Source organism: Streptomyces sp. NBC_01077 (assembly GCF_045162855.1).
Classification (GTDB): Bacteria; Actinomycetota; Actinomycetes; order Streptomycetales; family Streptomycetaceae; genus Streptomyces.
Map to the genome: position 1 here is coordinate 8,663,417 of NZ_CP108669.1, position 12,823 is coordinate 8,676,239.

Here is a 12,823-nt window from a genome sequence, read left to right on the forward strand (position 1 = left end):
CTGGAGACACTCATGCAACCGTCACCGCCCGGTCCGATCGCCCGGCTCCGCTCGCTGCGGTACGTCGAGCTGCACACGCCCGCCTTCACCGAGGCCGCCGACTTCTACGAGGAGGTCTGGGGGCTGGAGACCGTCGAGTCCGACAGCGGCGCGCGCTGGCTGCGCGGCACCGGCGACGAGCACCACGTCCTGCACCTGACCGAACGCGAGCGCGTCGGCCTCGGCCGGCTCGCCTTCGCCGTCGCCACCCCCGCCGAGGTCGACGAGGCCGCCCGGCGCCTCGGAGCACGGGGCATCGTTCCCGTCTTCGGCCCGGGACCGCTCGACCAGGCGGGCGGCGGATACGGGCTGCGGTTCACCGACCCCGAAGGGCGCCTCGTCGAGATCAGCGCCCACGTCGAGGCGGTCGTCCCGCGCGGACGGGACGGCGCCGTGCCCGTCGGGGTCACCCACGCCGTGCTCAACACCGTCGACATCGACGCCGCCGTCGCCTTCTACCGCGAGGTGCTCGGACTGCGCGTCTCCGACTGGTCCGAGCACCAGATGGCCTTCCTGCGCTGCAACGCCGACCACCACTGCATCGCCTTCAACCAGGCCGAATGGACCTCGCTCAACCACGTGGCGTACGAGATGAGCTCCGTCGACCACTTCATGCGCGGCCTCGGCCGGCTCCGCCACCACGGCATCACCCCCCAGTGGGGACCCGGCCGCCACGGTCCGGGGAACAACACCTTCTCCTACTTCACCGACCCCTCCGGACTGGTCTGCGAGTACACCTCCGAGGTCGCCCAGATCGTCGAGGACACATGGATCGCCCGCGTGTGGCGGCGCGTGCCGGACCTGTCCGACCTGTGGGGGACGGCGGGCCCGCCGTCGAAGGAGATCCGCTGCCACATGGCGGGCACGCCGGACCCCGGCCCGCTCGCCCCCGTCGACGCCCAGGAGGTCACCGCATGAGCACCGCGAGGAGCACCGTACGCAAGGTCGGCGTCGTCGGCTGGGGTGCGATCGGCCGGATCGTCGGCACCGCGCTCGCCGACGGCCGGGTGGACGGCGCCGAACTGGTGTGCGTCGTCGACAACCGTCCGCTCGGTGACGCGGCCCCCGCCCCCCAGGTCCCCTTCGAGGAGGCGCTGGAACTCTGCGACCTGATCGTGGAGGCCGCCGGCCAGGGCGTCGTACGGGAGTGGGGCGAGCGCGTGCTCGCCTCCGGGACCGATCTGCTCATCGCCTCCAGCGGGGCGATGACCGACGAGGAGCTGGCCAAGCGGCTGCTCGCGGCGGGACCGGGCCGGGTGTACTTCACCGGTGGCGCCGTCGGCGGACTCGACCTGCTCCAGGCGGCCCGCTCGCTCGGCCCGCTCGACGAGGTCCGCCTGACCACCACCAAACTGCCCTCGACCCTCGAACAGCCGTGGATGGACGAGGAGTTGATCGCCCGGATGCGGACGGCGACCGGCCCCGTCGAGGTCATGGCCGGCACCGCCCGCGAGGTACCGGCGAAGTTCCCCAAGTCGACGAACGTGGCCGCCTCGGTCGCGCTGGCCGTCGGCGACCTGGACGCTGTGCGGGTCCGGGTCGTCGCCGACCCCGAGGCGCACCACACGCGCCATCTGATCGAGGCGTCCGGCGCGCACGGGGCGTACCGCTTCGAGGTCGCGCACCTGCCCGACCCGGGCAACCCGGCGACCAGCCAGGTGGTGCCGTACGCGGTCCTGCGCGGCCTCGCCGCGCTCGCCGGACGGACGGGCCAGATCCTGTGAGCGCCCCGACCGACGTCATCGGCCCCGCCCCCACCGGCGTGCGGGTCCACGTCGAGGAGGCCGGTGACCACGGCCCGCTGCTCCTCTGCCTCCACGGCATCGGCTCCTCGTCGGCCGCCTTCGCCCCCCAGCTCGCCGAACTCTCCCCGTACGCACGGGTCGTCGCCTGGGACGCACCCGGCTACGCCCGGTCGCCCGACCCCGAAGTCCCCCTCACCCTCGACGACTTCGTGGACACGGCGGCCGGACTGATCCGGGAGCGCGGCGGCAGCGCCCATGTGCTCGGCGTCTCCTGGGGCGGTGTGATCGCCCTGCGGCTCGCCGCCCGCCACCCGGATCTCGTCGCCTCGGTGATCGTCGCCGACTCCAGCCCCGGCTCGGGTACGGAGGAGGCGAAGGCGGCGGGCATGCGGGCCCGCGCCACCGAGCTCGCCGAACTCGGCCCGCGCGCCTTCGCCGAGGCCCGCGGACCACGCCTGGTGTCACCCGGCGCCCCGGCCGGACTGGTCCGGCGGATCGTCGACACCATGGCGGGCTCGGTGCGGCTCCCGGGGTACGGGTACGCCGCCGAGTCCATGGCCTCGGCCGACCTCCGCGCCGAACTGCCCTCGGTCGCCGCGCCCTCGCTCGTCCTCTGCGGCGACCAGGACCGGGTCACCGGCATCGAGGGCAGCCAGGCCGTCGCCGGGGCCCTCCACAAGACCGCCTTCGTGATCGTCAAGGACGCCGGTCACCTGGCCAACCAGGAGCAGCCCGGACGCTTCAACGCCTGGGTCCTCTCCCACCTCCGCATCACCGCACGCATCCCCGAATAGGAGCTGTCTCCCATGCCTCTGACCACCACCGCGTACGACAACGGCGACGACCTCGCCGCGTACACCGACTCCCTCATCGCCACCAAGGCCTCCCGGGTGGCCGACTTCGACACCCTCTCCTTCCAGGAGAAGGCCGGCCCGCAGTACCGCCGCGGCCAGATCCGCTACGTCGGCTCCGGCGCCACCGGCAACCACGAGGGCGACAGCCGCATCATCCCGTCCGGCGGCTTCACCTTCTCCAACATGCTGCTGCCGCCCGGCGCCGAGGGCCCGGCCCACACCCACCACGACGTCGAAGAGGCCTTCTTCGTCCTGGAGGGCGAGGTCAAGGTCGGCATCCACCGAGGCCCCGACGAGGTCGAGTACCGGACCCTCGGCTACCGCGACATGATCGTCGTCCCGGCCGGTGTGACCCGTTCCCTGAAGAACGAGGGGGACACCGACGCCCTGTTCTGCGTCGTCATCGGCACGCAGAAGCCGCAGGTGCCGACGTACCCCGAGTACTCGCCGATGCACGGCGTCACCCGTGGCTGACCTGCCCCCGGCCGACGCACGCACCGTCGTCGTCACCGGAGCGGGCCGTGGCCTGGGACTGGCCATGGCCCGCCGGGCGGGCGAGGACGGCTTCCGCGTCGTCGTCGCCGAACTGGAGCGGGGGCGGGGCGAACACGCGGCCGCGGAACTGCGCGCGGAGGGCATCGACGCCCGCTTCGTACGCTGCGACGTCGCCGACCCGGACTCGGTGGCCGCGCTGGCGGCCGCAGTGCGCGAGATCGGCCCGCTGTACGGCCTGGTCAACAACGCGGCGCTCGCCAACGGCGTGGGCGGCAAGGAGTTCCAGGACATCGACATCGAGGTGTGGGACCGGCTGATGACGGTCAACGCCCGCGGCCCCTGGCTGGTCTCCAAGGCCCTGTACCCGCTCCTCGCGGCGCCGGGCCGGATCGTCAACATCGCCTCGGACGCCGCCCTCTACGGCTCCCCGCGCCTCGCCCACTACATCGCCTCCAAGGGAGCCGTCATCGCCCTCACCCGGGCCATGGCGCGCGAACTCGGCGACAAGGGGATCACCGTCAACGCGGTCGCGCCCGGGCTCACCGAGGGCGAGGCGACCGAGACCGTGCCCGCCGAGCGGCACGACCTCTACCGCGTGAACCGGGCCGTCTCCCGGCCGCAGCAGCCCGACGACCTCACCGGGATCGTCTCCTACCTGCTCGGCGAGGAGTCCCGCTATCTGACCGGACAGGTGATCGCCGTCAACGGCGGCTTCACCATGAACTGACACGCAAGGGAAACCCGTTATGGATCTGGGCCTCGCCGACCGCACCATCGTGGTCACCGGCGGCAGCTCGGGCGTCGGCCTGGCCACGGTCCGCGCCCTGCTCGACGAGGGCGCCCGTGTCGCCACCTGCGGCCGCGACGCCGACCGCCTCGCCAAGGCGGCCGCCCGGCTCGGCGCCGGACGCGACCGCCTGCTCACCGGCGTCTGCGACGTCCGGGACACCGACGCCGTGGACCGCTTCGTACGCGGCGCCGCCGAAGCCTTCGGCGGCGTCGACGGACTCGTCAACAACGCCGGACAGTCCCGCATGAAGGGGCTCGACGACTCGACGGCCGAGGACTGGCGCGACGAACTGGAGCTCAAGTTCGCCGGGGTACTGAACCCCCTGCGCGCCGCGCGCCCGTTCCTCGCCCGCTCCGGAGCGGCGAGCATCGTCAACATCAACGCGGTCCTCGCCAAGCAGCCCGAGCCCCGTCTCATCACCACCAGCGCCGCCCGCGCCGGCATCCTCAACCTCTCCAAATCCCTGTCGGCCGAACTCGCCGGCGACGGCATCCGGGTCAACTCCGTGTGCCTGGGCCTCATCGACACCGGCCAGTGGACCCGCCGCCACGCCGCGGCCGCGACCGGCACGAGCTACGAGGACTGGCAGGCGGAACTGGCCGCCGACCGGGGCGTCGCACTCGGTCGGCTCGGCCGGGCCGAGGAGGTCGCGTACGCGGTCGTCACCCTGCTCTCCCCCCGCGCCTCGTACATCACCGGCACCAGCATCGACGTCTGCGGCGGCGTCGGCCGCTCCATCCTCTGAGGAGACACCATGCGTTACGACAACGGAGGCGATCTCCTCGTCGCCGTCCTGCGAGAACTGGGCATCGACACCGTCTTCGGCATCGTCAGCGTGCACAACCTGCCGCTCGTCGAGGCCGTCGACCGGGAACTCCGATTCGTTCCCGTGCGGCACGAGGCGTCCGCGGTGAACGCCGCCGACGCCTACGGACGGGCCCGCGGCTCCCTCGGCTGCGCCCTGACCTCCACCGGAACCGGCGCCGGCAACGCCGCCGGATCGCTGATCGAGTCACTGAGCGCCGGCAGCTCCGTCCTGCACGTCACCGGTCAGATCGAGAGCGAATTCCTCGGCAGTGGACGGGGGTTCATCCACGAGACCAAGGACCAGCTCGGGATGCTCACCGCCGTGTCGGCCCACGCGGCGACCGTGCCGGACACCGGACGGGCGGGCCGCATCCTGCGCGAGGCGGCGCGGGCCGCGCTCGGCGGACCGGGCGGAACCGGCGGACCGGCGAGCGTGGAGTGGCCCATCGACCTCCAGTACGCGCCCCAGACCGACGGCCCCGTCGTCCCGGAGTTCCCCGCGGCGCCCGCCCCCACGGACGGTGAACTGGCCGCCGCCGGCGCGCTCCTGGCCTCCGCCCGCCGCCCGCTCGTCTGGGCCGGCGGTGGCGCGACGGGAGCCCGTGACGAACTCGCCCGGCTCCTCGAAGCGACCGGAGCGGGACTGCTCACCTCCAACTCCGGGCGCGGCACGGTGCCCGAGGACCACGAGCAGGTCATCGGCAACTTCGCCACCACCCCCGCCGCCCGGGCCCTGCTCGCCGACGCCGACGTGCTCGTCACCCTCGGCACCCACTTCCGCTCCAACGAGACCGCCGACTACACGCTCGAACTTCCTCCGGCACACATCCAGATCGACCTCGACGCGGCGGCACTCGGCCGGGTCTACCCGGTCGCGCACCCCCTCCACGGCGACGCCGCACCCACCCTCACGGCCCTGACCCGGCACGCCGCCCCCGCCGAGGACGGCTGGCGCGAGCGTGTCCGTGCCGTCCGCGCCGAGGTGCGGGCGACACTGCACGACAACATCGGACCGCAGGCCGCGATCTGCGACGCCATCCGCGCCGCCCTGCCGCGCGAGGCGGTCGTCGCCCGCGACGTGACCATCCCCTCCAGCAGCTGGGGCAACCGCCTCCTCGACATGTACGACCCGAGGGACAACGTCTTCCCGCGCGGCGGCGGCATCGGCCAGGGCCTAGGCATGGGGATCGGCGCGGCGCTCGGACGGCCCGACACGCCCACCGTCGTCCTCGCCGGCGACGGCGGACTCGCCGTCCACCTGGGCGAACTGCTCACCCTCGCCCAGGAGCGGCCCCGGCTCACCCTGATCGTCTTCAACGACGGGGGATACGGCGTGCTGCGCAACATGCAGGACCGCCACAGCGAGCGCCGCTCCGGCGTCGACCTGGTCACCCCCGACTTCGAACTCCTCGCCCGCGCCTGCGGCCTGCCGTACCTGCGGATCGCCGCCGGGGAACACGCGGCGCCGGTCATCGGCGAGGCCGTCGCCTCGGACGGGCCGACGCTCGTCGAGGTCGACCTCGTGGCGCTGGGCCCGATGAAGAACCCGTTCACCCCGCCCGTGAGGATCCCCGGCCGGTAATCCGGTCCCGTACTGCCCGATCGCCGGTAAGGAGGCACCAGGCCATGAGCGAGAACCCGCTGCAACTGATCGTCCACCGCATGACATGGGAGGCCGAGGGAGTACTGTCCGTCGAGCTCACCCACCCCGACGGCAAACCCCTGCCCGCCTGGACGCCAGGCGCCCACATCGACGTCCACGTCGGGGGCCGGATCCGCCAGTACAGCCTGTGCGGAGACCCGCACGACCAGGGCGCGTACCGGATCGGAGTCCTCGACGAACCGTCCTCGCGCGGCGGTTCGCGCTTCGTACACACCGCACTGCGCCCCGGCCAGTCCGTCACGGTCTCCGCACCGCGCAACCACTTCGCCCTGGAGGACGCCCCCTCGTACGTCCTCGTCGCCGGCGGGATCGGGATCACACCCCTGCTCGCCATGGCCCGCGAGGCCGCCCGCCGGGGCGCCGAGTGGCGCATGGTCTACGGCGGCCGCAGCCGCGCGTCCATGGCCTTCACCACCGAACTCGCCCTGCTCGACGGCGATGTGACGCTCGTCCCGCAGGACGAGCTGGGTCACATCGACCTGGACACGGAGCTGACCCGGCTGCCCGACGGCGCCCTCGTCTACGTGTGCGGCCCCGAACCCCTCCTCGCGGCCGTGGAGGCACGCTGCCCGGAGGGCCGACTGCGACTGGAGCGGTTCACCGCCCCCACCGTGGAACGCGCCGGAGACGACGAGGAGTTCGAGGTCGAGTGCCGCACCTCGGGCCTGACGCTCCGGGTCGATGCGAACACCTCGATCCTCGACGCCGCCGAGAACGCCGGGATCGGTGTCGACAGCTCCTGCCGCGAAGGCATCTGCGGATCCTGCGAGACCGGAGTGCTCGACGGCACGCCCGACCACCGCGACTTCCTGCTCAGCGAGGCGGAGCAGACCGCCGGCGCCACCATGATGATCTGCGTCTCGCGGTGCGCCTCCGGCCGGCTCGTCCTCGACCTGTGACCCCTTCCCCCGCCTTCTCAGGAGACACCGTGACCGACACCTGGCCCTACCTGGACGTCCACCAGTCCCGTACGCACGAGCCCACCCCGTACGAGTACAGGCTCGCCGCCACCCTCGAAGAGGTCTTCACCCACGAGGGCCACGAACTGACCGACGTGGTGCGTGGACTCAACGCCCGCAAGGTGCACACCGCTGACGGCGCGCCCTGGACCGAGGAGTCCTTCCGCGCCGAGATGAACCGCCTGGGAGCCTGACATGACGCTGTCGTCCACCGCCACCGCGGACCGCATCTACGCCACCGGACTGCGCAACCAGTGGCACCCCGTCGTCCCCTCGCACTTCGTCGCCCCCGGCGCCATGCGGAAGGTGACCGCGCTCGGCGAGCACTGGCTGCTCTTCCGGCGCTCCGACGGAGCCCTGTCCATGCTCGCCGACCGCTGCCCGCACCGCGGAGCGCCCCTGTCGCTCGGCAAGCACCTCGGCGACCGGGTCGCCTGCTGGTACCACGGCGTCGAGGTCGGCGCCGACGGCACGGTCACCTCCGTGCCCGGCCTGCCCGGCTGCAACCTGGAGGGCAGGAAGCTGGTCACCTCGCTGCCCGTACGCGAGGTCGGCGGTGCGGTCCTCGCCTGGTTCGGCGACGAGGAACACCCCGAGCCGGCCGAACTGACCCTGCCCGAACCGCTGACGGACCCCGCGACCGACGCGTTCCTCTGCTACGCCGAGTGGGACGTGCCCTGGCGGTACGCCGTGGAGAACCTGCTCGACCCCATGCACGGCGCCTTCCTCCACCACGAGTCGCACACCATGTTCGCCGGTGACACGACCGCCAAGTTCCGCATCCGGGAGACCGACCGCGGCTACTTCTTCGAGAAGACCGACCAGCGGGGCGTCAACTTCGACTGGGTCGAGCTGTGCCGCACCGGCGTCGACTGGGTCGATCTGTCCATCCCGTACCCGCCGTCCGCCGGCCCGGGCGGACCCTTCGGGATCGTGGGCATGGTCTGCCCCGTCGACGAGCGGCGCTCCGGTGTCTTCTTCTGGCGCTACCGCCGGGTCGAGGACTGGCAGCGCGCCTCCTGGCGCTTCCTGTACAAGACGCTGATCGAGAAGCGGCACTGGGAGGTCCTGGAGCAGGACCGCGTGATGCTGGAGGCCATGCCCGCCGATGCCGACCAGCGGGAGAACCTGTACCAGCACGACCTGGGAGTGGTACGGCTCCGCCGCCTGTACCGCGCGGAGGCCGAGGCACAGTCGTCGGCGGGCCCCGCCGGAAGGTGAGCGCCGTCCGGCGGGACCGAGGGTCTGTCGGTCGTTCAGTGCGCGTGGAGCGACCCCCAGTCGAAGTTCTGGCCGAGCCCGCTCCCCGCACCGCCCGTGTGGACCTGATCGGCGGCGTAGTACGTCGCCTTCACGTCGGCGTTGCTGTTGATGTCCGTCCTGGTCGTGCCGGAGCCCCAGATGTTCCAGATCACCCACGGGCTGCGGACCAGCGCGTTGCGGCCCGAGGCCGTGATCGGCACGTTCCACGTCTCCGCGAGCATCCGTGGCTTCGCGTAGTCGACGAGCCCCGTGTAGTACGTGTGCGTGAGGTCCGAGGCGGCGGAACCGGGGTCGTAGTCGTCGACGCCGACGACGTCGACGACATCGGCCCCGGGGTAGTGGTTCCACGGCACGTCATCGCCCTGCGGGTGCCAGGCGTTCGGCGACCAGACGAAGATCAGGTTGTGCAGGCCCTTCGTCTTCACGAGGTAGTCGTACGTGATCCGCCACAGCTTCCTGTAACTGGCGGGGGTCCTGCCTCCCCACCAGAACCAGCCGCCGTTCATCTCGTGGTACGGCCGCAGCAGGACGGGAATGTCGTACGCGGCGAAGTACGACAACGAGGCGGCGAGGAAGCCGAGGTCCGCCAGGAGGGCCCGGTACTCGGGGGTGTTCGACTCCCAGTCGACGACCCGGTCGAACCACGCCTGGTCGGTCGTGAGGGTCGCGACCGGATTGCCCGTGCTGCCGCCGGGGTGCTCGCCCCGGACCTGGGTCAGCACCCGGCTCCAGTCCTTCAACGGCGAGCCGGGGTAGGGCTGGTGGAAGCTCAGCCCTACGATCCCCGCCGCCGCCCCGCCGTTCGCGAGGGTCCCGCTCCCGCCGTCGGAGCGGACCATGACACCCGACGGGTTGTACGTGCCGTCCGCCGCGCGCGGCAGCCCCTTCCACACACCCGTCGCCACGTCGACGACGTCGTCCACGTACTGCCACTGCCGTCGGCCGGTCGGCAGCCCGAGCGGCCGGTTGTACGAGCGGTCCTCGTACGCCCCCCAGCCGTCGGCCGCGCCGTACCCCGGCCCGAGGTCGATCTCGAGGAAGCCGGGGAGCTTGCCGGTGATGTCCCGGGCCTTCTTGTAGTAGTAGCCGACGTGTGTGGTGCCGCCCGTGTCACCGTAGGAGGCGTTGTACAGCTCCTGCTGGCCCTCGATGTGCTGGCCTATCACCGTCATCGGGTGGTTCCCGGAGCGCGCGTTGTTCTCCAGCTTCACCAGATGCGCGTACACCGCACGGGCGTTGAGCGAGGCGGCCGGGTCCCGGCCCGTCAGCGTGGGCGTGATGAGCGGCGCGGCGGCGGCGCTCCCCGCGGTGACGACCGGCAGGCCGCCGGCCGCGACTGCGGCGCCGAGAGCGGTGACGAACGTACGCCTGCGCATGACCAGGTCCTCCAGGACAGAAGAAGCGTCGAGTCACCGATGCTATCCAGCGGCCGTCGCCGGAGGCGGGGCGCGTCGACCTGCTCGACCCGACCTGAGGTCACGAACCTTCCAGGTAGCCGGCGAGGGTGGTGCGACGGCGGCGGAGATCGTCGATACGGGCGTCCGTGGCCGCCAGTTCACGGTGCATCAGATCCCGGATGTCGGCGCACCAGTCGAACGCCGTCCCGTCCTCTCCGGTGCAGGGCAGGACGACCCGGATCACCTCGGTGGACAGCCCGCCGGCCAGGAGGGCCCGCACCTTGCGGACGGTGGCCACCGCGTCCTCGTCGTACGCGCGATAGCCGTTCGGGCCGCGCTCGGCCTCCAACAGCCCCTGCGCCTCGTAGTAGCGCAGCAGCCGGGCACTCACCCCGGTGCGTCGGGACAACTCCCCGATCAGCATGCGTGCCCCGCCTTCCGCCCGTCAGGGATTGACCTTGACATCAGTGTCAACCGTTAGCGTCGAGCCATGACCAATCATTCCCCGCGTCCCGCGGACCGATCTTTCCTGTTCGTGCTGGGCAGCTCGCGCGCCGACGGCAACACCGGGATACTCGCCAGGGCCGCCGCCGAGGCGTTGCCCGCCGACATCCCGCAGCGGTGGATCGACCTGAACGGGCTGCCGCTGCCTGACTTCCAGGACGGACGCCACGAGGACGGCGACTGGCCGGTCTCGGAGGCCGAGCGGACACTGCGGGAGGCCACCCTGGAGGCCACCGACATCGTGATCGCCTCACCGCTGTACTGGTACACCCTCTCCGCCCACACCAAGCGCTACCTCGACTACTGGTCGGGCTGGCTCGGCGTTCCCGGCCTGGACTTCAAGAAGCGGATGGCGGGACGGACGCTGTGGGCGGTGACGGCCATGGCGGAGGAGGACGAGGCCGTCGCCGACGGCATGGTCACCACCCTCAACAACACGGCGGCGTACCTGCGGATGCGCTTCGGCGGGGTCCTGCTCGGCAACGGTTCCCGGCCGGGTCAGGTGCGCGGCGACGAGCGGGCGCTGGCCCGGGCGAAGACGTACTTCGAGGGGGAGACCCCGCTCGCGGTGTTCCCGCAGGAGGAGCACAAGGTGCACGCGGAGCGACTGGTCATGGGGGTGTCGTGAGTAGCGTAGTGTTGGGGCTACCGACGCGGGGTGGAGCAGCTCGGTAGCTCGCTGGGCTCATAACCCAGAGGTCGCAGGTTCAAATCCTGTCCCCGCTACTGAAGTGACATGAGGCCCGGATCCTGTGGATCCGGGCCTCATGCGTGCCTCACTGGCGGGCGCCCTCATTCAAGGGGGTGGGAGGAGTACTTCCCGCCGATGCCCTGGTGGTCGGCCTCCTCCGCGATGGCCCGGCGGGCCGGGTCGGTGAATTCCCGCTCGACCGACTCCTGCAGGAGGAGCAGCTGCGTGCGCACGGCGGAGTGCTGCGGTGGTGGCAGGGCGTCGAGCAGGCCGTCGAGCATGGCCCGGAGCCTCCGGCAGATCTGCACGGACGAACTTCCGTAGTCACGGATCTCGCATACGGCGAGCTCGAGGTAGTTGTCCCAGTCCCGGCCCGGGAGCACGAGCCGGGCGTCCCCGTCGCGATCGGCCAGGACGTAACGTCCGGGGAGACGAATGCTGCCGACCGTGTGCAGGAACCACTCGATGTAGTTGATGACCTGCACCGCGGTCGTCGGGTCGTTCACCGCGGGAGAGAGGGCCCTGATCGCGACGTCGACCAGGACTCTCAGCGCGAAGGCGGGATCCTGTTCGATCGTGCGCTCGGCCCCGAGGGCGACGAAACCGGTCACCCGCTCCGGGGCGGGTCTGGACGTGCCCCCATGGACCTCCACCAGCACGGTGCCGGGCGGTACGAAGTCCCCGATCAGCCGGGTCACGACGAAGACGCAGTCGTGGCGGGCCGCCTCCGCGACCAGACCGCGCACGTCGAAGGCCTGAATGGCTCCGCCGCGCACGGCACGGATGCGCATCACCGGGCCGTCGGACGGTACAGCTCCGTCTCCGCGGGGCGCGGCGCCCCGGATCGCCGCGGCGCCCTCGGTGAAGACGGTCTCTCCCATGCGGGCGACCAGCTCCGCGACGGCCACCGGTCGGAGGCTGTGGGTGAACCGGTTGAGGTAGATGAGCAGGAGAACCAGACTGACGGCCACCGCCGCGCCGGCCAGGGTGACCCCGAGGTCGGGGACCGACGCGGATTCGACGCTCCGCAGCAGGGAGAAGGCGAAGGCGAACGTTCCGGTGAAGGTCGCCAGGACCGCTTTCTGCAGCCGGTCCCGGTACCACAGGCGCATGTACCTGGGGGAGAGGGTTCCCGTGGCCTGCTGCACCACCAGCACGCCGATGGTGACGACGAACCCGAGCAGCGCCACCATCGCGCCCACGATGGCGGTGAGCACGCCGCTCGCGGTCGTGGCGGAGTAGTGCCAGCCGCTCGGCGGCCAGTCCGCGCTGTCGGCCGCGAGGGCGGCCTCGGCGAGCAGGGCGCCGAGGACGAGACCGATCATCGGCACGATCCACAGGCTGGCCTTGACGTACTGCCGCAACCTGAACCTGTCCGCCCAGGACGTCATGACACCCATTCCACGCCCCCTTCGTGGGAGGAGTCAGGTGCCCGAGAGGCACGCCGAAACGGTGGGCTCCCTCGAAGGGCTCCCCTCCACCTCACGGTAGGGCGATTCCCCGCCCCGCGCGCAGCGGCGCCGTCACCCCGCGTCACCGTCTCGCCAGGACGGAGCGACCCCGTCGGCCTAAGCTGATCGGGTGCCGTCCGGTCCACCTCACCCCGGCGCGCAGGT

The 12,823-nt window shown here is 71.8% G+C and carries 14 protein-coding genes and 1 tRNA gene; 12 read left to right on the top strand and 3 right to left on the bottom strand.

What is annotated here, in order from left to right:
• Nucleotides 1-12 precede the first annotated feature (12 nt).
• Genes OG462_RS38845 through OG462_RS38890 form a run of 10 tightly spaced genes read left to right on the top strand, consistent with a single transcriptional unit; the run spans nt 13 to nt 8,573 of the window.
• Nucleotides 13-957, top strand: coding sequence for a VOC family protein (locus OG462_RS38845; RefSeq protein ID WP_406065309.1), 945 nt, complete (start codon nt 13-15; stop codon nt 955-957).
• Complete coding sequence (locus OG462_RS38850; RefSeq protein WP_406065311.1) at nt 954-1,763, top strand: aspartate dehydrogenase domain-containing protein; 810 nt, start codon at nt 954-956, stop codon at nt 1,761-1,763. The genes OG462_RS38845 and OG462_RS38850 overlap by 4 nt, the downstream gene beginning before the upstream one ends.
• Complete coding sequence (locus tag OG462_RS38855; RefSeq protein WP_406065312.1) at nt 1,760-2,578, top strand: alpha/beta fold hydrolase; 819 nt, start codon at nt 1,760-1,762, stop codon at nt 2,576-2,578. Before OG462_RS38850 ends, OG462_RS38855 begins: the two co-directional genes overlap by 4 nt.
• Nucleotides 2,579-2,590: 12 nt before the next feature.
• A complete protein-coding gene (locus tag OG462_RS38860; RefSeq protein ID WP_266972260.1) occupies nt 2,591-3,112 on the top strand; it encodes a cupin domain-containing protein in 522 nt (173 codons plus the stop codon).
• Complete coding sequence (locus OG462_RS38865; RefSeq protein WP_406065313.1) at nt 3,105-3,860, top strand: SDR family oxidoreductase; 756 nt, start codon at nt 3,105-3,107, stop codon at nt 3,858-3,860. The genes OG462_RS38860 and OG462_RS38865 overlap by 8 nt, the downstream gene beginning before the upstream one ends.
• A 19-nt stretch (nt 3,861-3,879) precedes the next feature.
• On the top strand, nt 3,880-4,668 hold the full coding sequence (locus tag OG462_RS38870) for an SDR family oxidoreductase (protein ID WP_406065314.1): 789 nt from the start codon (nt 3,880-3,882) through the stop codon (nt 4,666-4,668).
• Between the two features lie 9 nt (nt 4,669-4,677).
• A complete protein-coding gene (locus tag OG462_RS38875) occupies nt 4,678-6,312 on the top strand; it encodes a thiamine pyrophosphate-binding protein (RefSeq protein WP_406065315.1) in 1,635 nt (544 codons plus the stop codon).
• A 44-nt stretch (nt 6,313-6,356) separates the two neighbouring features.
• Nucleotides 6,357-7,292 (top strand): PDR/VanB family oxidoreductase, encoded by a 936-nt coding sequence (locus OG462_RS38880; protein WP_406065317.1) that lies wholly within the window; start codon nt 6,357-6,359, stop codon nt 7,290-7,292.
• A 29-nt stretch (nt 7,293-7,321) separates the two neighbouring features.
• Nucleotides 7,322-7,546 (top strand): recombinase-like helix-turn-helix domain-containing protein, encoded by a 225-nt coding sequence (locus tag OG462_RS38885; protein ID WP_406065319.1) that lies wholly within the window; start codon nt 7,322-7,324, stop codon nt 7,544-7,546.
• Nucleotide 7,547: 1 nt separating this feature from the next.
• On the top strand, nt 7,548-8,573 hold the full coding sequence (locus tag OG462_RS38890) for a Rieske 2Fe-2S domain-containing protein (RefSeq protein ID WP_406065321.1): 1,026 nt from the start codon (nt 7,548-7,550) through the stop codon (nt 8,571-8,573).
• Between the two features lie 35 nt (nt 8,574-8,608).
• Here OG462_RS38890 and OG462_RS38895 read toward each other — a convergent pair whose 3' ends face one another.
• Together OG462_RS38895 and OG462_RS38900 are read right to left on the bottom strand one after the other, a co-directional pair.
• The gene (locus OG462_RS38895) at nt 8,609-9,991 is read right to left on the bottom strand and encodes a glycoside hydrolase family 26 protein (protein ID WP_406065323.1); all 1,383 of its coding nucleotides are present in this window, start codon (nt 9,989-9,991) and stop codon (nt 8,609-8,611) included.
• Between the two features lie 100 nt (nt 9,992-10,091).
• Nucleotides 10,092-10,436, bottom strand: a complete 345-nt coding sequence (locus OG462_RS38900) for a MerR family transcriptional regulator (protein ID WP_406065325.1) — start codon at nt 10,434-10,436, stop codon at nt 10,092-10,094.
• Nucleotides 10,437-10,502: 66 nt separating this feature from the next.
• On the opposite strand from OG462_RS38900, the gene OG462_RS38905 reads away from it, so the two are divergent.
• Entirely contained in the window at nt 10,503-11,144 is a 642-nt protein-coding gene (locus OG462_RS38905) for a flavodoxin family protein (protein WP_406065327.1), read from the top strand.
• Between the two features lie 24 nt (nt 11,145-11,168).
• Nucleotides 11,169-11,242: transfer RNA gene (locus tag OG462_RS38910), tRNA-Met, on the top strand.
• A 66-nt stretch (nt 11,243-11,308) separates the two neighbouring features.
• Here the strand turns inward: OG462_RS38910 and OG462_RS38915 are convergent.
• Nucleotides 11,309-12,607 carry a DUF2254 domain-containing protein gene (locus tag OG462_RS38915; protein WP_406065328.1) on the bottom strand — a complete coding sequence of 433 codons (1,299 nt, stop codon included), beginning with the start codon at nt 12,605-12,607 and terminating at the stop codon, nt 11,309-11,311.
• Nucleotides 12,608-12,823 lie beyond the last annotated feature (216 nt).